This window comes from Bradyrhizobium sp. CIR18, from assembly GCF_014198295.1.
In the GTDB taxonomy this organism is placed as follows: domain Bacteria; phylum Pseudomonadota; class Alphaproteobacteria; order Rhizobiales; family Xanthobacteraceae; genus Bradyrhizobium.
Map to the genome: position 1 here is coordinate 369,026 of NZ_JACIHF010000001.1, position 20,887 is coordinate 389,912.

Below are 20,887 nucleotides of genomic sequence, written 5' to 3' on the forward strand. Positions count from 1 at the left end.
GCTTCGGTCCTGCCGTTCCGACATCGCAGCCGGGACAGCGCTTTGCGGAGGGATCGAGATGCGACCGACCGAGATCATGCGCGGCAGCCCGCCCGCGCCCGAGGCGCAGGTGACGCGCGCCAATTGGCGCAGCTTTCCCGCGATCCGCTGGGGCTTTACCCACACCCGTGAAGTGCTGCCGACCGCAGAGATCCGCCGCTCGGCCCAGCCGACGCTGATGCGAAGCGCGCCGCGCGAACTGGCAAAACTCGCTTTCACCGCGCCTGATGGCAAAGAGACCACGATCGAAGCCACGCTCCGCGAGACGTTTGCCGATACGCTCCTCGTCATGCACCGGGGCACGCTGATCCACGAATGGTACGGCGACGGCATGAGCGTGACCACGCCGCATCTGATCTGCTCGATCAGCAAGGCGATCGCCGGCACGCTCGGCGGCGTGCTGGCCGCGCGCGGGCTGCTCGATCCCGAGGCGAGGGTGGTGCGCTACGTGCCGGAGCTGGAGACGTCGGTCTACGCCGGCTGCACTGTCCGCAACCTGCTCGACATGGCCGTCGCCATCAAGTTCGAGGAGGATTACGAGGACCCCGCCGGCGACGTTGCGCGCTATCGGTTCTCCTCGGGCTGGGACGTGCCGCCGCCGGGCGTCGAGGCAGGCCACCAGCGCGCCTATCTCGCAACCTTGCGCGGCACCGGCAAGCCACACGGCAAGGTGTTCCACTACGTCTCGCCCAACACCGAGGTGCTCGGCTGGGTCTATGAGCGTGCCTGCGGGATGCCCTACCATCGCATCCTCTCCGAATATCTCTGGCAGCCCCTGGGCGCGGAGGACGACGGCTCGCTCACGCTCGACAGCCACGGCATGGGCCGCATCGCCGGCGGCATCTCGGTCACCGCGCGTGACCTCATCCGTTTCGGCGAGATGATCCGCTGCCGCGGCGTGGTCGAGGGGCGGCAGGTGGTGCCGGGCTGGTGGATCGACGACATCCGCGAGAACGGCGATCCCAAAGCCTGGGCCGACGGCGACCTCGCCGAGTTCTTCCCGGGCGCGCGCTACCGCAGCAAATGGTTCACGATCGATCCGTCGCGCAACGCGCTCACCGCGATCGGCATTCACGGCCAGCACCTCTATGTCGACCTCGACTCGGACACCGTCATCGTCAAGCTCGCGACCCAGCCCAAGGCGATGGACGTGCCGATTGACCAGCGCTGGTTCGCCGCCTTCAGCGCCATCACCGCGCATCTCGCCTGATTTCTGGACATCCCCATGCTCGATACCGTCAAAGCCAAATCGCAAACAGAGACCGCGGAGCCGCATCCGCTCGATCCGCTGACGGCCGAGGAGATCACCGCCGCCTGCACGCTGGTGCGCGCCGCCGTGGCCTCGCCGGAGAACTGCCGCTTCCCGGCGGTGCGGCTGGAGGAGCCGACCAAGCAGGAGCTGGCCGCGGGTGGGGCAGGGCGCCGTGCCTTTGCGTTGACGCTCGACGTCGCCACGGGCGAGACCATCGAGCATATCGTCGATCTCGGCCGTGGCGAGATCGTCGGGCGCAAGGTCGTCCCGAACCGCGAGGCGCCCTATGGGCAGCCGCCGGTGATGCTGGAGGAATTCTTCAAGTGCGAGGCCGTGGTCAAGGCCGATCCGGGCTGGCGGGCGGCGATGGTGCGGCGCGGGCTTTCCGACAAGGACATCGAACTGGTCCAGGTCGATCCGTTCTCGTCGGGTTTCTTCGACAAGGAGTTCGAGCGTGGTGCCCGTATCGTGCGTGCCGTCAGCTATTTTCGCGAGCACTTGCAGGACAACGGCTATGCGCACCCGATCGAGGGCGTGGTCGCTGTCGTTGACCTGATCGGCGGCAAGGTCATCGACCTCACCGATGAGGATCCGATTGTGCCGATTCCGCGCAAGAAGCGAAATTATGGCGCGCACGAGGTCAAGAACCCGCGCACCGACATCAAGCCGCTGCATATCGAGCAGCCCGAGGGCGCGAGCTTTCGCGTCGATGGCTGGAAGGTCGACTGGCAAAAATGGAGCTTTCGCATCGGCTTCACGCCGCGCGAGGGCCTCGTGCTGCATCAGCTCGCCTACCAGGACGGCGCGCGCAAGCGCTCCCTGATCCATCGCGCCAGCGTTACCGAGATGGTGGTGCCTTATGCTGATCCGACCGCGAACCATTTCTGGAAATCGGCGTTCGATGCCGGCGAATATGGCCTCGGCATGCTTGCCAACGCGCTCGAGCTCGGCTGCGACTGTCTCGGCAACATCCGCTATTTCGACGTGCCGGCCGCCGACAGCAAGGGCGAGCCCTTTGTCATGCAGAACGCCATCTGCATGCATGAGGAAGACTATGGGATCGCCTGGAAGCACTATGAGTTCCGCAACGGCCTGTTCGAGGTCCGCCGCTCGCGGCGGCTTGTGATCTCGTTTTTCGCGACCGTCGGCAATTACGATTACGGCTTCTACTGGTATCTCTACCAGGACGGCACGATCCAGTTGGAGACCAAGCTGACCGGCATCATCCAGACCGCCGCGGTGCGATCTGGCGAGACGTACAAATGGGGCGGCATGGTCGACGACAATCTGGGCGGACCGACGCACCAGCACTTCTTCAACGTGCGCCTGCACATGGATCTCGACGGCGGCGGCAACACCGTCACTGAGCACGATTTCGTGCCGCGGCCCTGGGGTGACGACAATCCGCACGGCAACGTCTTCGACACCACGACGCGGGTGTTGTCGCGCGAGCATGACGCGGCGGGCATCGCCAATGGCCAAACCGGCCGGTTCTGGAAGATCAGCAATCCCAATGAGACCAACTCGGTCGGCAATGCTCCCGCCTACAAGCTCGTCGTCAATCCGAGCCCGCTGATGCTGGCGCAGGAGGGCAGTTACGTGCGCAAGCGCGGCGGCTTCGCCACCAAGCATGTCTGGGTGACAGCATTCGATCCGGCCGAGAAATACGCAAGCGGCGATTATCCCAACGTCCATGCCGGCGGCGATGGCCTGCCGCGTTATGCCGCGAAGGACCGCAACATCGAGAATGCCGATATCGTGGTGTGGCACTCTTTCGGCCACACCCATGTCTGCAAGCCCGAGGACTTCCCGATCATGCCAGTGGAATATGCCGGCTTCCTGCTGAAGCCGACCGGCTTTTTCGCCGCCAATGCGGCCGGCGACATCCCGCCGGACCGCAACAGCCGCAGCGTGCTGGCACACACGAGCAACACTGCCGACGAATCGTGTTGTCGCGCCGGCAAGTCATAGAGCCGGATCGAGCTCGATCGGATTTCCCGGCAGCGCCGACCGTCGTAGTTGGCGATTCTCGCGCGGTAGCAGGCTGATCGTTTCCAGCCATTGCCGAATGGTGAGGGAGCGTTTCGATCTAGAAGCATTCCAAATCTGTGGGGCACGACGGCTGCGTGGCACCGGACGCGGCAATTCGGCATGAGCGCATTCGTCGCACGCGCCGCGCACGCCTCTGGAGAGATTCTAACCTCGTTCCTATCGCACTCCGAAACCGCCTGAGTTAGGGCGGGGCACCAAAAATGATACCGGCAAAGCCGGCAGTGCGTGGGGCCTCGAAAGACGTGACCGACTACCAACTTTCTTCGCGTGAACGCGCGCGTCGTCGACAGATTCGTGTGCTGCTGCTCGGGGCAGTCAGCACATTCTCGCTCGTGGTTCCCTTTGGTTCCGTGGAGGCGCAGACCCAAATTCCCGCTGTCACCGTCGACGCGCCGGTTCAGCGCGCCCGTCCTGCGGGGGTTGCTTCGTCGCGAAGGGCGGCGACACGCACCTCTCGCGCCAATCGTCGCTCGCCTGCGCAAGCCGCCGCGCCGACCCAGTCGGCATCATCGAACGGCGCAACGGGCGAACGTGCCAATGGTCCGGTGCGCGGTTTCGTCGCCACGCGGAGCGGTACGGCCACCAAAACCGATACACCGCTGATCGAAACTCCGCAGTCGGTTTCCGTCGTCACCACCGACCAGGTCAGGAATCAGGGCGCGGTCTCGATCGGCGAGGCGCTGCGCTATACCGCCGGTGTCAGCGGCGACGTCAATGGCGGCTCGGACACCCGCTTCGGCGCTCTCCAGATCCGCGGCTTCGACACGACCATGTCGGGTCTCTACGTCGACGGCCTGCGGATCCCCTCGAGCAACTACGTGCACTTCAATGGCCTCGATCCCTACGGGGCCGAGCGCCTGGAGGTGCTCAAGGGACCGTCATCGGCGATGTATGGCGGCAGCGGCACCGGCGGCATTCTCAACTACGTGACAAAACTGCCGACGGCGCAGCAGTTCGGCGAGGTCTCGATCTCCGGCGGCAGCTTCAACCGCTACCAGGGCCAGTTCGACATGGGCGGCCCCGCCAACAAGGAAGGCACCGTGCTGTGGCGCCTCACCGGCGTCGTCCGCGACGGCCAGACCCAGGTCGACTTCACCAAGGACAACCGCGTCTTCATCGCGCCCGCCGTCACCTTCAAGCCGAACGAGGACACCACCATCACGCTGCTGGCCAACTACCAGCGCGACCGGGCAGGGTGGGGCCTTCAGTTCCTGCCGGCCTCGGGCACGGTGTGGCCGAACAACGGCCGCACCATCCCGGTCTCGTTCTTCGCGGGCGTGCCGGGCTTCAATGCGTTCAACACCGAGATTGCGACCGCCGGCTATCAGCTTTCGCACAATTTCACCGACAACATCACGTTCCGGCAGAACCTGCGATACGCCTATCAGCACAACGAGGAAAAGACCTTCTACGGCACCGGATACACCGACGAGGCGGCGGGGCAGCTGGGGCGTTTCGGCAGCTATAGCAACTCCTACATCAACTCCTTTGCAGTGGATAACCAGCTCCAGGGCAAGTTCAATACCGGCATCCTCAGCCACACCACCCTGGTCGGGCTCGACTATCGCAACACCACGTTCCGCGATACGGCCTTCGCCGTCACAACGTCAGCGCCGGAGATCAACGTCTTCAACCCGGTCTACAGTTACGACTGGGCCCTCGGCAGCATGTACGACAACAAGGGCATCAAGCAGTCGCAGGTCGGCCTCTATGCGCAGGACCAGATCAAGCTCGGCCGGCTATCGTTCCAGCTCGGCGGCCGCCAGGACTTCGTGACGACGCAGCTCGACACCAATCTGCCCCCGGCCGATACTTCGACATCGAAGGACGCCTCGGCCTTCACCGGCCGCGCTGCCGTCATGTACAATTTCGACAACGGCATCGCGCCCTATTTCAGCTATTCCGAGTCGTTTCTGCCGCAGCTCGCGACCAGTCCTTCCGGACAGATGCTCGATCCCGAGACCGGCGTGCAGTACGAGGTGGGCGTCAAGTATCAACCGGTCGGCTGGAATGCGCTGTTCACCTTCGCCGCCTTCGACCTGACGCGTGACAACGTCGCTGTGTACGTGCCTGCAACCACCTTTTACGAACAGATCGGGCAGGTGAAGTCGCGCGGTATCGAGCTCGAAGGCTCGATGTCGCTCGCCGACGGCTGGAATCTGCGGGCGGCCTACGCCTATATCGATGCCATGGTCACGCAAGATCCGGTCAATGTCGGCAAGGCGCCGGTCACCGTGCCGCTCAACCGCGCCTCGCTGTGGAGCGACTACACCCTTCAGAACGGCATGCTGGCGGGCTTGCAGTTCGGCGGCGGCGTTCGCTATGTCGGCGCGACCTGGGGCGATGATGCCAACACCTTCAAGGTGGGATCGGCCACAGTGCTAGATGCGCTTCTTGCCTATACCCGTGACAATTGGCGGCTGTCGCTGAACGTCACCAACCTTGCGGACACGCGCTATGTCGCGGCGTGCTACGGCCTTTCGGGCTGCATGTATGCCGAGGGACGGAAAGCCATCGGCAAGCTGACTTATCGCTGGTGAAATCGAAGACGGTCCGACGATGGCGGGCCGGACCTGCTGGATGAGAGTGCAAGACGATGAGAGCGATATTCGGCAAGCTGCATCGCTGGGCGGGACTGCTCACGGCCGGATTCCTTTTCTTCTCCGGCATCACCGGGGCGATCATCTCCTGGGATCACGAGATCGACGACGTCTTGAACAGCCATCTGTTCGACGTCTCGACCAAGGGCCCGGCGATCCCATCGATCGAGCTCGCCAAGATGATCGAGCAGCGCGATCCCCGCGCGCGCGTCGTCTACCTCTTCATGACGCCGGAGGAGGGCCACTCGCTGTGGTTCTTCGTCATGCCGCGGATCGATCCGGCGACCGGCAAGCGTTTCGCTCTCGACTACAATCAGGTCTTCCTTGATCCTAACACCGGCGCGGAGCTGGGCCGGCGCTATTGGGGCGCGGTGTGGCCCGTCACGCGGGAGAATTTCGTCTCGTTTCTCTACAAGCTGCACTATACGATGCACATTCCGGAGTTCTGGGGCAGCGATCGCTGGGGCATGCGCGTGCTCGGCGTGATCGCGATCATCTGGACCATCGATTGCTTCGTCGGCTTCTACCTGACACTACCCTCGCGCAGACGCGCCAAGGCGGCGCGAGCGCCAGCCGTCACGCGCCAGCTCGAGCGCGGCTTCTGGGCGCGATGGGCGCCGGCCTGGACCATCAAGACCTCCGGCAGCGCCTACCGGATCAATTTCGACATCCACCGCGCCTTCAGTCTCTGGACCTGGGGCGTGCTGTTCATCATCGCCTTCACGGCGTTCTCGCTGAACCTCTATTTCGAGGTGTTCTCGCCGCTGATGAAGATGGTGTCGAACTACACGCCGACACCCTATGAGCAGCGGCCTTATCGCGATCTCGACGATCCCATCGAGCCCAAGGTGACTTTCGCCGACATCGCCGCCCGCGCCGCCGCCGACGGCAAGGCGCGGGGGTGGACGATCCCGGTCGGCTCGGTCAATTACGGCCCGGCCCATGGCGTCTATGCCGCCGCCTTCTTCCACCCCGGCGACGACCACGGCGCCGGCGGCGTCGGCCCGGCGCAGCTTTATTACGACAGCGAGGACGGCCGCCCGATCGGCGAGCGGCTGCCCTGGGTCGGTACCGCCGCCGACATCTTCGTCCAGGCGCAATTTCCGCTGCATTCGGGCCGCATCGTCGGACTGTTCGGCCGCATCCTGATCTCGATCATGGGGCTCGTGGTCGCCGCGCTGTCGGTTACCGGCGTCGTGATCTGGTGGCGCAAGCGCCGCGCCCGCATCCGCGTGCGCGAGACCGCGGCGGTGCGTCTGACCCGGCAGTTGACGCCGGCGGAGTAGGGCCCCCGCACGGTCGTTGCGGATGAACCTTCCCGCCTCCAGCCGGCACAAAGACTGGAGATCGCTCCCAGTGCGCGGACATCGAATGAAATCGTTTGCCTTGCTCTGCCTGCTCGTCCTGGCGACGCCCGTCCATGCGGCCACGCCCGAGCAGCACTATCTCGACCTGCGCGACCGCTACATCGCAAAGTTCTCGAGTGCCAAGGAGAGCGACGAGATCTACAAGCAGCATGATGCGGGGCTCAAGGAGCTGGCGGGCGTGCTGCGCGGCCTGGTGGGGCCGGTCACGATCAAGGGGCTCCCCGCAGACGGCAAGTCGAACGTCGACACGCTCTTCAAGAGTGATATCGGCTTCGGCCATCTCGATGGGCTAAGCTTCGCCTCGGAAGGCTACAAGACGCAAGCCGTCGTAACCACGAGTACGCTTCTGGCGCACTGGCTGCGCGAGCATCGCGAGGACGGCATGCCGCAGGAGAGCGGCGCCGCGTTCAAGTCCGACCGCTTCTATTATCATGCGATCCAGGACGCCGCCTTCGCCAAATATGCCGAGCTGCCGATCACAAAGCCCGCATCCGCGAGCGCTGCAGTTGCCGTGCTCGGCTTGCGCGGCAATGGCGGGCTCAAGGGACCGCCGGATGAAATCGACGTCGTCGCGACCAAGGGCGACAGGGTCTACTTCCTCGCCACATCGAACGCGGTGAAGACGGCCGAAATCCCGGCATGCGAGCGCGTGTGGAAGCAGATGATGGCGAAGCCCGTCAACAAGAAGGACCCGCGCGGCGACATGGCCCGCGAGGATCAGGCCATGGACGCCTACACGAAATGCTTCGCCAGGGAAGCGCCGAGCCAGAGCTGGTACGCCGCGGCCGTCAAGAAGGCGCAGAGCCAGTTGGAGCTGCTGCCACTGCAGTAGCGCGCAAGGTTACGCCGACAATTCGATCGATTGGCCGGCACCATTGATCAGATGCACGCGGTCGATGTCGACATGCGGCAAGAGCGATCGAATCTTATCTTCCGGCATCAGGCTGAACGCCGTCGACAATGCGTCCGCCGCGGTCGCGCAGCGGGACACCGTCGTCACGCTCCGATAGCGGAGAGCGCAGCCGCCCGATCGCGGATCGAACAGATGGTTGAAGCGCGCGCTGGAATCGAACTGGAAGCCGTAGCCGCCGGAGGTGGACACGGCGCGGTCGACGATCGGCAGCACCGCTTTCGTGTGACCCGCAATGTCGGGATCGGCGATGCCGATCTCCCAGGGCCGTCCGTCCGGACGCGCGCCGATCGCGCGGGCCTCGCCCATGTCGACCAGGCTGCGAGAGATGCCGTGCGCCCGCAGCAGGTCGACCACCTTGTCCGTGACGTAGCCTTGCGCGATCCCGTTCAGGGTGACGGCCATGCCCTTGGGCATCACGATCCGGTCGCGGCTGATCGACAGCCGGCTGCTGCCGATGCGCGCGAGCGCGGCCTCGATCGCGGCCGCCGCAGGACCTGCCGGATCCGCGTCATCCTGCGCGAAATGGCTGGCGTAGAGCTCCCACAGCGGCTGCACCGTGACATCGAACAGACCGCCCGTCAGCGTGGAATAGTGCTGCGAGGTCGATAGCAGATCGACCATTTCGGCGGCGGGATCGATCAGGACACCGGTCCGGTTCAGCGCGACCAGGGCGGAATCGTTCAGGTAAAGGCTGAACAGCCGCTCGAGCCGCCGCGCCTCGGCGCAGGCCAGCGAGATCAGTCGCTCCGCCCGGCTGCGGTCTTCGTCGTGGATCTCCATCGTGGCCACCGCGCCCAGCATCGTGCCACGCCAGGTGACCGGCGCGATCTCTGCACGAAGGGAGTGTCCCGGAGCCAGCGCGCCGAGGCCCGCGGCCGCCGCGCTGATCCGGATGAAGCGTCGGCGCGTCAGTGTTCGCGTCATGGCGTTCTCCTCGATCGTTCGCCCGGCGGCCCTTCGGCCGCTTCGTCGGCCGCAACGGCGCCGGCGGCATTCGCCGACGTCAGGACATAGTCCCGGGGCACCTCGTCGAAGCCGACGATCCTGCCGCCGTTTTCTCCGGCGAACTTCTCGGCCGCCGCCCGGTCCGAGAACGGAACGGCCTCGTCACCGCCCATGCCGCTTTTGACCCGGCTCTCGATCACGTAGAGCGCCTTGCGTGCCTCGATCCAGTTGTCGGCGCCGGGCTTGTCCCACTCAGGCGCCTTGCCCATGTCGGACACGTAGATCGCCTGAATGTCCTTGGGCTCGTCGGGCAGCATGGTGAAGGCGATCGTGTCGCGCACCGACGAGAACCAGACGGGCTCGATCAGGCTCGCGGCAAAGACATGGCCCTTCGGTCCCGGGTGCTCGAGCACGTTCATGCCGCAGTAATGGCCGATGTCCTCCGCGGTCATCCGATGCGGCGGCGGGATCTTCGCGGCCTGCTTCTCGTTGCAGCCGGCGAGCACGAGCGGCACGAGCAAGGCGAGGAGGATCGTTCGGCGCCTCATAGCTCCCTCCGCGAGAAGGCGAGCGCGGCCAGCCCCAGCGGCAGCAGCGTCCAGCAGAGCAGGGCGGTCAGAAGGACCGGTATCGTCAGGGACGTGGTTTGGGCAAGGCCAGCCATGCCGGCGAAGGTGCTGACATTGGCGAACCCGGTCAGGTTGATCAGCCGGTAGGCGTCGGTCGGATTCGACAGCAGCATGGCGTTGAGCACGCTCGCCGAGATGCTGCGCCCCTGATCGAGCGCGAGCACGCCCAGCAGCGCCATGTCGTAGATCAGCACCAGCAGCAGCCATAATCCGATGCAGATGCCGGCTGCCGTTCCGCGGTCGCGCACGAGCGCGCTGACCAGATATCCGATGGCGACGAAAGCGGCGCCGAGCAGCACCGAGGAGCCCACCATCGCCGCGAACGCCAGGAAACTGTCGCCATCGATCTGGCTGCCCGTCGCCGCCAGCGCTCCGACCGCCGCGCCGTAGCCGAGGCAGGTCGCAAAAGCGAGGACGGCGAGGTGGCCTAAGAACTTGCCGAGCAGCACCTGCCATCGCGCGACCGGATAGCTCAGCAGCAACAGCATCGTTCCGCGTTCCATCTCGCCGACGATGGCGTCATGGGAAATCAGAAGCGCGATGAGCGGAACGAGAAAGATCGTCAGGCTCGACAGGCTGACGATGACCACATCCAGGGTGCGAACACCCACGTTTCCGGTCGGCGCGCTGCCGAGAAAGGTCAGCGACAGGGCAAGCCCGGCGAGCAGGAGCGTTGCGGCAAGCACCCAGCGATTGCGGATGGCCTGGTGGACTTCCTTGGCGGCGATGATCAGGACATTCATGGCGCCTGCTCCGATTGCCGGAGGAAATGAGCATAGAGCTCGTCGAGGGTGGGCGGGACCACGTCGACGTCCTCGACCGAATTGCCGGCGGCCGTCGCGCGATGCAGCAGCTCGATCTTCCGCTCCGGCGCGGCGTCGATCTCGACGATGTGGCCGTTCAGCCGGCGGCAGGTGGCGTCTTGCGGAGCCCAGCCCGGCATCTCGCTGGGCGCGAGGCCAGCCACCTTGAGACGGATCCGGGTCGGGAGCCGGGCGAGACGACGCAGCTCGTCGATCGAACCGTCCGCGACCTTGTTGCCGCGGTTCATGATGATGACGCGCCCGGCGCGCTCCTCCAGCTCGGTCAGCGCATGCGACGACAGCAGCACGGTCGCGCCGCGCGCCGCGAGCCGCGCGATGATGTCGTAGAAGGTCTGCCGCAGCTCCGGATCGAGACCAGTGGTCGGCTCGTCCAGCAGCAGCACGCGCGGCTCGCCAAGCAGCGCCTGCGCGAGCCCCAGCCGCTGGCGCATGCCCTTCGAATAGGTGTTGACCCGGCGGCGGCTGGCGGCTCCGAGTCCGACCGCGTCGAGCAGCTCCAGCGCCTTGGCAACCGGCTCTCGTTTCAGCCTGGCGTAGAAGGCCTGCGTCTCGCGGCCGGTGAGGGCGGGGTCGAAGGAGACGTTTTCGGGGAGGTAGCCGAGCTGCCGTCGGCCTGCGAATTCGCCGGCGGCGGGATTGTCTCCGAGAACCTCGATGGCGCCTCTGGTCGGCCGGATCAACCCGAGCATGAGCTTCATGAGCGTGGTCTTGCCGGCGCCGTTGTGCCCGATCAAGGCCACCAGCTCGCCCTGGCCAAGCGTGAACGACGCACCGCGCACGGCCTCGACCCGGCCAAACACCTTGGTGACGTCGCTGACACGTACCGTGCTGGTCATCGTGCCTCCTTCACCGGGGTCCGCGGCGGCGACACCAGCGGATGGCTGTCGACCACGCCGCCCGGCAGCAGCGCGGGAAACTGTGCCTGCGCCCAGCGGATCACCTGGACGGCGGGACTGTTGATCAGGACCTTCGCAGCCGGCGCCGTCCACAGCACGCGGTCGATGAGGTCGTTCGGCCGGTACGCCGTGTCGGCGATGCCGTCGCCATTCAGGTCGAATGCCGGATTATCGCTCCAATAGTTGCCGCGCCCTCCGGTCGACCAGTCGAGGTGCCGGGTGCCGACATATTTCACCTGGTTGGCATTGCTGACGAAGGAATTGCCGGTGATTTCGTTGCCTTCGGAGCCCGCCGTGAAGTGCACGCCGATGGCGCAGCGTTCGAACCAGTTGTTGCGGAATTTGTTGTGATTGGTGTTGTAGATGAACACGCATTTCTCCGGGCCACTCTTAAGAGTGGTGTCCCGTGCCTGCCGCGGAAGCATTCCTCGCTCGTCGGCGGGACCGTCCTCCGCCCTCTGTGTCATCGAGCCGAGCGGGCCGCCCGTGACCCGGTTGCCCTCGATCTGGGCATAGTTCGCGTAGTTGAAGAGCAGCCCATAGTCGCGGTCGTGATCTGAGGAGTTGCCGCGGATCACCAGACGGTTCGAATACATGATGGCGTAACCGACATGGTTGCCTATCGAAACGTTGCCGCTGATCTCGCTGTCGTTGGTGTACATGTAGTGGACGGCGAAACGAACCTGCTCGAAGCGATTGTCGATGAAGCGGTCCTTGCTGCTGGAGATCGAGAAGATGCCGTCGCGGCCGTAGCGGAACATGTTGTTCGCGATGGTGACGTCGGGCGCGTTCCACAGTGAGATGCCGTTGCCTGCCTCGCTGAGGCGCCCGCCGCGCAGTCCCTCGATCTCGTTGCGGACGACCCGGGAGCCCCTTGCGCCGTGCACGTAGACGCCGAACAGGTTTCCCACCAGGTGGTTGTCCTCGATCTTGGCGCGCTCCGCGGTCTTTTGCAGGAAGATCCCGGAATTCATCTGCTGCAGATCGCGGCCGGATGCCCGGATGGTCACGCCGCGGATTGTGACGTCGGGCGCGCTGACGGTGATGACGTTGCCGGAGCCGTCGCCGTCGAGCACCGCGCCTCGGCTCCCGACCAGCTCCAGGGGACGGTCGATCCGGATCGAGCCGTGATATTCGCCGGGAGCAAGCTCGATGACGTCGCCGGCGCGCGCGCCATCCAGCACCGCTTGCAGCGGCTGCCCAGGCGCAGCCGTCAAGGTCTCCGCATCGGCGAAGCCGGACAATCCGGCGGCGACCAGCGCCGCCGGAAACATGCGTGACAACAGACCCACGAGGTCGCTCCGATCAGACCGACTTCAAACCGATTTGGGCTCGACGAACATCCGGCCTTTCATCTCCATGTGCATGGCGTGGCAGAACCAGGAGCAGTAGTACCAGTAGACTCCCGGCTTGTCGGCCGTGAAGGTCACCGACGAGGTGGCCATCGGCCCGATCTCCATGTTGATACCGTAGTTGACGATACAGAAGCCGTGCGTGAGATCCTCGACTGCGTCGATGTTCGTGATGAAGACGGTGACTTCCTCGCCTTGCTTGACCTGGAACTGTTCGAGGCCGAACGCTGGCGCGGTGGACGTCATGTAGACGCGCACCTTGTTGCCGTCGCGAATGATCTTCGAATCGGCCTCCAGGTTGATGCCGTCCGCCTTGGCCTGCTTGACCGCATCCGCAAACATCGGATCCGCGCGATCCCAGATCGAGATCGGGTTGATCTTGGAGCGGTGGACGATGGTCGCGTCATGCGGCTCGGCGAAGCTCGGGCCGTCATGCACCAGCTTCATCTGATCGCCGGAGATGTCGATCAGCTGATCGTTCTCAGGCTTGAGCGGCCCGACGTTCAGGAAGCGGTCCTTCGAGAACTTGTTCAGCGAGATCAGCCATTTTCCATCGGCCTCCTTGGTCTGGCCCATCGAGCTATGGTTGTGGCCCGGCTGATAATGGACGTCGAGCTTCTGGATGATGGGGTTGACCTTCTCACCCTTGAAAGCCCGCTTGGCGAGGTCGATGCTCCACTTGCAGACCTGGCTGTCGAGGAACAGGGTCGTGTAGGCGTTGCCCTTGCCGTCGTAGGCGGTGTGCAACGGGCCGAGGCCAAGCTCAGGCTCGGCGACGACGACGTCGCGCGGCTTGATCTTGTCGTCGAACAACTGGTCGAACAGGCGCACGTCCATCACGGTCACGGTGGGGGAGAGCTTTCCGGCCGCCACGATGTGGATGCCGTCCGGAGCCGTGTTCATGCCGTGCGGATTGTTCGAGACCGGAACGTAGCGCGTGTAGGCCGACCCCTTGCGGCCGTCGATCACGGGCACGCCGTTCATTTCCTTGAAGTCGCCCTTCTTTACGGCCTCTTCGATCCGCTTGATGTTGAAGATGACGACCCAGTCCTGCTCGCTGGCGGTCATCTCCGCGAGCGTGACACCTTCCTCGCCGTTGTAGCAGGTCGCGAAGCAATACTTGCCCTGGTAGTCGGCGTCGACATTGTCGAGGTTGCCGCTGACGATCACCTGCCAGGCCACCTTCATCGTTTCGCCGTCGATCGCGCTGAAGATGGAGTGATACTGCTTGGGATCGTCGAGGACCTTGCCGTCATTGGGCAAGGGCACGCCGTCCTCGCCGTTGGCGAACACATAGCCCGTGCGCGGATATTTCTGCAGACGCAGGCCGTGGACCGTGTGCTGGTTCGGCAGTTCGACAATCTTGTCGCATTTCATGATGTCGAGCCGCACCCGCGCGACGCGGCTGTTGGCCTTGTCGTTCATGTAGGCATAGCGACCGTCATAGGTGCCGTCCGTGAACGAAATATGGGGGTGGTGGAGGTCGCCGTTCATGAACGTGCCGCCGCGGTTCTTGAGGAATTCGCGGGTCGCGGGCTGCATGCCTTCGGTCAGAACCTTGAGGCTTTCATTGGTCTGGCCCCAACCGGTCGCGCTGCACCGGTTGAACACCGGAACACGCATCAATTCGCGCATCGAGGGGAGGCCGACGATTCGCATCTCGCCGGACTGGCCGCTCGAGAAGAACACGTAATATTCGTCGAGCTCGCCGGGCGCGACCTCGGTCTTCTGCACGGCCGGCCGTGCCGCCGGCGCTTTCGGAGCAGCATTCTTGGTCTGCGCGTCCGCGGACGTGACGAAGCCGCCGTCCTTGACCGCCGCTCCGCCAGCCAGGCCCACGCCCGCTGCGGCCGCCGTCGTTCCCAGCACGGTTCGTCGGCTGACGCCCTTTGCCTTTTCGTTTTCACTCATGATTGCCTCCTCGGCTTTCGGTTCAGTTTGGGGGTGGAGTTGCGACGGGTGAAACGCCGACAGGTTTGCCGCCGGCGGTGATGACAGTCGCTGGACCCTTGCCGCCTGGGCGCATCGCGGGCGAGGACATCGCCGCGAACTTCTCGCGCTTGAGCCGCACCTGGATCATGTGCGGGCAGCGGTGATCGTCGTAATAGAGTTCCTGACAATGCATGCAGTAGATGCACTCATTGACGTTGATGTGCCCCTCAGGATGGATCGACTGCACCGGGCATTCCTTGGCGCAGCGTTGGCAGGGTGACCCACATTCTTCCCACCGGCGGAGCCATTCGAACGTCCGGATGCGGCCGGGGATCGCGAGCGCGGCGCCGAGCGGGCAGAGGTAGCGGCAGAAGAAGCGTTCGATGAAGAGGCCGATGACGAGCAGGGCGACTGCGTAGGCGACGAACGGCCAGCTTCGCGAAAACTTCAGGATGATCGCGGTCTTGAACGGCTCGACCTCGGCGAACCGCTCGGCCATGTCGACCGAATAGAGCGACAGGCCGAACAGACCGAGGAAGATGATGTACTTGATCGGCCATAGCCGTTCGTGCAGCCCCCACGGCACCGTTATCTGGGGCACCTTCAGCCATTTCGCGGCCGTGTTGGTGAGCTCCTGGAGCGCGCCAAAGGGACACAGCCAACCGCAGAACGGACCTCGGCCCCAGAACAGAAGCCCGCCGGCCGTTGCAGCCCACAGAATGAAGATCAATGGAGCGGCGAGGAAAAATTCCCAGCGGAAGCCCGTCACCAGCGCATTGGTAAAGGTGACGACGTTGACGACGGAGAGCTGCGCGTTGGCGTACCAGCCGAGCCAGACCAGAACGAGGGCGAGATATCCCCGCCGCACCCAGGTGTAGAACACCGGTCGGCGCACCAGCAGGTTCTGGAAGAAGAAGATGCCGGTGAGGACGGCCAGCATGAACGCGGTGATGCCGATCGAGACGGTGCTCGACCGCCAGATCCGCATCCACAGAGGTTCGTCCGCCTCCTTTTCGCTGGCCTTGACAGATGTGGGCACGCGCGATGACTTTGACACGTCAGCGGCGACAAATCATCGAAGAAGAATCTCAAGGCCTAATCCATAATTCGCATAAGGTATATTATGGAATATATTTATATACAATCAGATCAAATATTTAGCCGAAATTCCTGCCACCGCACCTTCGCCCAGGTGCATTTTTCGGTCCGGGCCTCGACGCCGCCCCGGTTCTCGGCGGCTACTGTGCATGGGGTTGTTTTTCAGATTTTGAATCCGGCCCATCTCTGCGAAAGCCGATATTGCCGGGACCTTGTCCGGCTGCAATAAGCGAGGCCTCGCGAGATCGCAGATGACCTTCAGGCCTTCCGTCCGTATAGGTTTGCATCTCAGAACAACAACAAACCTTCCGAGGAAGCAGACCCATGGTCTTTTCAACGCGCTTTTCCCGACGCACGCTTCTTAAGGCCTCCGCCGCGACCGCGGTCTTGGGCGGCATCGGTGCGCCCCATGTGGCCCGCGCCCAGAGCGCCGAGTTCACCTACAAATACGCCAATAACCTACCGGACACCCATCCGCTGAACGTACGCGCCAAGGAGATGGCGGCGGCGATCAAGACCGAGACCAACGGCAAGTTCGACCTCCAGATCTTCCCGAACAACCAGCTCGGGTCCGACACCGACATGCTGAGCCAGATCCGCTCGGGCGGCGTCGAGTTCTTCACGCTGTCCGGCCTGATCCTGTCGACCCTGGTGCCGGCGGCGTCCATCAACGGCATCGGCTTCGCGTTCCCGGACTACGACACGGTCTGGAAGGCCATGGACGGCGACCTCGGCGCCCATGTCCGCGGCGAGATCAAGAAGGCCGGCCTCGAGGTGATGGACAAGATCTGGGACAACGGGTTCCGCCAGACCACCTCGTCGAGCAAGCCGGTCACCGGTCCTGACGACCTCAAGGGCTTCAAGATCCGCGTGCCGGTGTCGCCGCTGTGGACCTCGATGTTCAAGGCGTTCGACGCGGCGCCCGCCTCGATCAATTTCAGCGAGGTCTATTCGGCGCTCCAGACCAAGATCGTCGAAGGCCAGGAGAACCCGCTGGCGATCATCTCGACCGCCAAGCTCTACGAGGTGCAGAAATACTGCTCGCTGACCAATCACATGTGGGACGGCTTCTGGTTCCTGGCGAACCGCAGAGCCTGGGAGAAGCTGCCGCAGGACGTGCGCACCATCGTCGCCAAGAACATCAATGCCGCTGCCGTCAAGGAGCGTGAGGACACCGCCAAGCTCAATGCCAATCTGCAGCAGGAGCTCGCGGCCAAGGGCCTGACCTTCAATCAGCCCACAGTGGCGCCGTTCCGCGACAAGCTGCGGACCGCCGGCTTCTATGCCGAGTGGAAGGGGAAGTATGGCGACCAGGCCTGGGACCTCCTGGAAAAGGCCGTCGGCAAGCTGTCGTAACGCGTTGGGGCCATCATGGCTCATGTCGAGGTCGAGGTGACCGCAGTGGCGGGCGAGGCGGCGTTTCAGTCCCCTCGCCGACCTTCCGTGCTGGGTTCGGTCGAGCGCGCGCTCGGTCTCGTCGTCGAAATCCCGGCGGCGATCCTGGTCGTCGCCGAGATCGTGATCCTGTTTGCCGGCGTGGTCGCGCGCTACGGCCTGCACCGGCCGCTGATCTGGTCGGACGAGCTCGCCTCGATCCTGTTCCTGTGGCTGGCCATGCTGGGCGCGGCGGTTGCGTTCCGCCGCTCCGAGCACATGCGCATGACGGCGGTCGTCGCCAGCGCCAAGCCTGCGATGCGGGCCTATCTCGATCTGGTCGCGACCTCAGCGGCGCTGGCGTTCCTGGTCCTGATCGTCTGGCCCGCCTGCGACTACGCCTACGAGGAAAGCTACATCACGACGCCGGCGCTGCAGATCTCCAATATGTGGCGCGCCGCCGCGCTGCCGGCCGGCATCGGGCTGATGGCGGCCTTTGCCTTGCTGCGGCTGCTGCGCGCGGCCGATTACCGGATGGTCGCAGCTGCCGTCGTCAGCGTTGCCGTCATCATCGGCCTGTTCTGGCTGGCGGAGCCGTTGCTGCGGCCGCTCGGCAATCTCAACCTCGTCATCTTCTTCGTCGGCGTCGCCGGCTTCTGCGTGTTCGCCGGCGTTCCCATTGCGTTCGGGTTCGGCCTTGCGATCTTCGGCTATCTCGCGCTGACCACGCGCACGCCTGTCATGGTGCTGGTCGGGCGGATGGACGAGGGCATGAGCCACCTCATCCTGCTCTCGGTGCCGTTGTTCGTGTTCCTGGGGCTGCTGATCGAGATGACCGGCATGGCGCGGGCCATGGTGGCGTTCCTGGCGAGCCTGCTCGGCCATGTCCGCGGCGGCCTGCACTACGTGCTGGTCGGCGCCATGTACCTGGTCTCGGGCATATCCGGCGCCAAGGCCGCGGACATGGCGGCCGTCGCGCCCGTGCTGTTTCCGGAGATGAAACAGCGCGGCGCCAGGCCCGGCGATCTCGTCGCGCTTCTTGCAGCCACCGGAGCCCAGACCGAAACCATTCCGCCGAGCCTCGTGCTGATCACGATCGGCTCGGTCACCGGCGTGTCGATCGCCGCCCTGTTCACCGGCGGCCTCCTGCCCGGCGTCGTGCTTGCGATCACGCTCTGCATGCTGGTGTGGTGGCGCTACCGCCACGAGGACATGAGTCACGTCCGCCGCGCCAGCGGTGGCGAGATCGGCAAGACCTTCGTCATCGCCCTGCCCGCGCTCGCACTGCCCTTCGTGATCCGCTACGCCGTGGTCGAGGGCATCGCGACCGCGACCGAGGTCTCCACCATCGGCATCGTCTATGGCGCCCTGGTCGGCCTCCTCGTCTACCGCCGCTTCGACTGGTCGCGGCTGTTTCCGATGCTGGTCGAGACCGCGGCGCTGTCGGGCGCCATTCTGCTGATTATCGGCACGGCGACCGGCATGGCCTGGGGCCTGACCCAATCAGGCTTCTCGCGCTCGCTGGCGGCGGCCATGACCGGATTGCCCGGGGGAGCGGCGACCTTCATCGCCGTCTCGATCCTGGCCTTCACCATCCTCGGCAGCGTGCTGGAGGGCATCCCGGCGATCGTGCTGTTCGGGCCGCTGCTGTTTCCGATCGCCCGGGCCGTCGGCGTGCACGAGGTGCACTACGCCATGGTGATCATTCTCGCTATGGGAATCGGACTATTCGCCCCGCCCTTCGGCGTCGGCTATTATGCCGCCTGCGCCATCGGACGCGTCGATCCGGCCGAGGGCATCCGCCCGATCTGGGGCTATCTGCTGGCGCTGCTGGTGGGATTGATCATCGTCGCGATCTTCCCGTGGATCTCGATCGGATTCCTTTGAGGCGTTTGACGGAGGGTGTCGATGAGTGAGCGGCAGAACCAGTACAATATCGGCCTCGACAAGACGCCCGCCAATTACGTGCCGCTGAGCCCCTTAAGCTTCCTAGCGCGCAGCGCCGCCGTCTATCCCGATCATGTCAGCACGGTCTATGAGGGCCGCAGCTTCACCTGGGCGCAGACCTATGAGCGCTGCAAGCGTTTTGCGTCCTGGCTCGCGCGCAAGGGCATTGGCGTCGGCGATACCGTGGCGGCGATGCTGCCGAACATCCCGGCGATGAACGAAGCGCATTTTGCCGTGCCGATGACCGGCGCTGTGCTCAACGCGCTGAACATCCGCCTCGATGCGCCTTCGATCGCATTCCAGCTCGACCATGGCGGCGCCAAGATCATCCTGGTCGATCCCGAGTTTTCGGGCGTGATCAGCGATGCGCTGGCGCAGATGAGCGGGCCAAAGCCATTCGTCGTCGACGTCGACGACGCATCATTCAAAGGCGGCAGTCGCATCGGCGAGATCGAATATGAAGCCGCGGTCGCGGAAGGCGATCCTGCGTTCACGGCGATCCTGCCGCAGGACGAGTGGGACGCGATCGCGCTGAGCTACACCTCGGGCACGACCGGCAATCCCAAGGGCGTCGTCACCCATCATCGCGGCGCCTATCTCAACGCCGTCAGCAACATCCTTGCCGGCAATCTCGGCCAGCATCCGGTCTATCTCTGGACGCTGCCGATGTTCCACTGCAACGGCTGGTGCTTTCCCTGGACCATCGCGGCATCCGCCGGCATCAATGTCTGCCTGCGCAAGGTCGAGCCGACCAGGATCTTCGAGCTGATCAAGCAGCACGGCGTCACCCACATGTGCGGCGCGCCGATCGTCTACAACACGCTGATCAACGCACCCGATGCGCCCAAAGGCAACGCGGCGCGCCGGGTCGTCGGCCTGATCGCAGGTGCCGCGCCGCCGGTCGCGGTGCTCGAAGGCGCCGAGAACATCGGCATCAAGCTGACCCATGTCTACGGCCTGACCGAGGTCTACGGCCCCGCCTCCGTCTGCGCCGAGCAGCCCGGCTGGGACGAGCTTCCGCCCGCCGAACGCGCACGCATGAAGCGCCGGCAGGGCGTGCCCTACCCGCTCGAGGAAGGCGTCACCGTCATCGATCCGAAGACGATGCAAGAGGTGCCGCGCGACGGCGAGACCATCGGCGAGGTCATGTTCCGCGGCAACATCGTGATGAAGGGCTATCTCAAGAACGAGAAGGCGACCAAGGAAGCTTTCGAGGGCGGCTGGTTTCACACCGGTGATCTCGGCGTGCTCGACGAGCGCGGCTATGTCATCATCAAGGACCGCTCCAAGGACATCATCATTTCCGGCGGCGAGAACATCTCCTCCGTCGAGGTCGAGGACATCCTCTACAAGCACCCGGCCGTGCTGTTCGCCGCCGTGGTCGCAAAGCCCGATCCGAAGTGGGGCGAAGTGCCTTGCGCCTTCGTCGAGCTGAAGGACGGCGCCAGCGCGAGCGAAGCCGACATCATCGCGTTCTGCCGCAGCCACATGTCGGGCTTCAAGACGCCGAAAGCCGTCGTGTTCGGACCGGTCCCGAAGACTTCGACCGGCAAGATTCAAAAATTCCTGCTGCGCAACGAAGTGGGATCAGTGAAGGCGATAACGGCTTGAACATCGTCTGAGAGTCTTCCGCCCGCACGAGCACGTGGCGGGCGGAAGACATCGGT

At 64.5% G+C, this 20,887-nt stretch carries 14 protein-coding genes and 1 pseudogene; 8 read left to right on the top strand and 7 right to left on the bottom strand.

Annotation, left to right across the window (positions count from 1 at the left end; all coding sequences use genetic code 11):
• Window positions 1–58 precede the first annotated feature (58 nt).
• The 5 genes from GGD65_RS01840 (at window position 59) to GGD65_RS01860 (ending at window position 8,142) form a co-directional block, all read left to right on the top strand.
• A complete protein-coding gene (locus GGD65_RS01840) occupies window positions 59–1,249 on the top strand; it encodes a serine hydrolase (protein ID WP_183234260.1) in 1,191 nt (396 codons plus the stop codon).
• A gap of 15 nt (window positions 1,250–1,264) precedes the next feature.
• Window positions 1,265–3,262, top strand: coding sequence for a primary-amine oxidase (locus GGD65_RS01845; protein ID WP_183234261.1), 1,998 nt, complete (start codon window positions 1,265–1,267; stop codon window positions 3,260–3,262).
• A gap of 626 nt (window positions 3,263–3,888) precedes the next feature.
• A complete protein-coding gene (locus tag GGD65_RS01850; protein WP_183234262.1) occupies window positions 3,889–5,883 on the top strand; it encodes a TonB-dependent siderophore receptor in 1,995 nt (664 codons plus the stop codon).
• Window positions 5,884–5,939: 56 nt separating this feature from the next.
• Window positions 5,940–7,229, top strand: coding sequence for a siderophore utilization protein FsrB (gene fsrB / locus GGD65_RS01855; protein ID WP_183234263.1), 1,290 nt, complete (start codon window positions 5,940–5,942; stop codon window positions 7,227–7,229).
• A gap of 85 nt (window positions 7,230–7,314) precedes the next feature.
• Window positions 7,315–8,142 (top strand): hypothetical protein, encoded by an 828-nt coding sequence (locus tag GGD65_RS01860; protein ID WP_183234264.1) that lies wholly within the window; start codon window positions 7,315–7,317, stop codon window positions 8,140–8,142.
• Window positions 8,143–8,151: 9 nt separating this feature from the next.
• On the opposite strand, the gene GGD65_RS01865 is transcribed toward GGD65_RS01860, so the two are convergent.
• From GGD65_RS01865 to GGD65_RS01895, 7 genes and pseudogenes are all read right to left on the bottom strand, one after another.
• Window positions 8,152–9,147: an FAD:protein FMN transferase gene (locus tag GGD65_RS01865; protein WP_183234265.1), complete on the bottom strand. Its 996-nt coding sequence runs from the start codon at window positions 9,145–9,147 to the stop codon at window positions 8,152–8,154.
• Window positions 9,144–9,716, bottom strand: coding sequence for a nitrous oxide reductase accessory protein NosL (locus tag GGD65_RS01870; protein ID WP_018320461.1), 573 nt, complete (start codon window positions 9,714–9,716; stop codon window positions 9,144–9,146). The genes GGD65_RS01865 and GGD65_RS01870 overlap by 4 nt, the downstream gene beginning before the upstream one ends.
• Window positions 9,713–10,540, bottom strand: coding sequence for an ABC transporter permease (locus tag GGD65_RS01875; RefSeq protein ID WP_092258191.1), 828 nt, complete (start codon window positions 10,538–10,540; stop codon window positions 9,713–9,715). Before GGD65_RS01875 ends, GGD65_RS01870 begins: the two co-directional genes overlap by 4 nt.
• Entirely contained in the window at window positions 10,537–11,457 is a 921-nt protein-coding gene (locus tag GGD65_RS01880; protein WP_183234266.1) for an ABC transporter ATP-binding protein, read from the bottom strand. The genes GGD65_RS01875 and GGD65_RS01880 overlap by 4 nt, the downstream gene beginning before the upstream one ends.
• Window positions 11,454–12,791 (bottom strand): nitrous oxide reductase family maturation protein NosD, encoded by a 1,338-nt coding sequence (locus GGD65_RS01885; protein WP_210316870.1) that lies wholly within the window; start codon window positions 12,789–12,791, stop codon window positions 11,454–11,456. The genes GGD65_RS01880 and GGD65_RS01885 overlap by 4 nt, the downstream gene beginning before the upstream one ends.
• 42 nt (window positions 12,792–12,833) lie before the next feature.
• Entirely contained in the window at window positions 12,834–14,780 is a 1,947-nt protein-coding gene (nosZ, locus tag GGD65_RS01890; RefSeq protein ID WP_183234268.1) for a TAT-dependent nitrous-oxide reductase, read from the bottom strand.
• Window positions 14,781–14,802: 22 nt separating this feature from the next.
• A pseudogene (locus GGD65_RS01895) lies at window positions 14,803–15,810 on the bottom strand (4Fe-4S binding protein); the annotation flags it as partial.
• A gap of 413 nt (window positions 15,811–16,223) precedes the next feature.
• Here GGD65_RS01895 and GGD65_RS01900 point away from each other — a divergent pair.
• Genes GGD65_RS01900 through GGD65_RS01910 form a run of 3 tightly spaced genes read left to right on the top strand, consistent with a single transcriptional unit; the run spans window position 16,224 to window position 20,831 of the window.
• Complete coding sequence (locus GGD65_RS01900) at window positions 16,224–17,255, top strand: TRAP transporter substrate-binding protein (RefSeq protein ID WP_183234269.1); 1,032 nt, start codon at window positions 16,224–16,226, stop codon at window positions 17,253–17,255.
• A 15-nt stretch (window positions 17,256–17,270) separates the two neighbouring features.
• Window positions 17,271–19,160, top strand: a complete 1,890-nt coding sequence (locus GGD65_RS01905) for a TRAP transporter large permease subunit (protein WP_179730469.1) — start codon at window positions 17,271–17,273, stop codon at window positions 19,158–19,160.
• A gap of 21 nt (window positions 19,161–19,181) precedes the next feature.
• The gene (locus GGD65_RS01910) at window positions 19,182–20,831 is read left to right on the top strand and encodes an acyl-CoA synthetase (protein WP_183234270.1); all 1,650 of its coding nucleotides are present in this window, start codon (window positions 19,182–19,184) and stop codon (window positions 20,829–20,831) included.
• The last annotated feature ends 56 nt before the right edge of the window (window positions 20,832–20,887 follow it).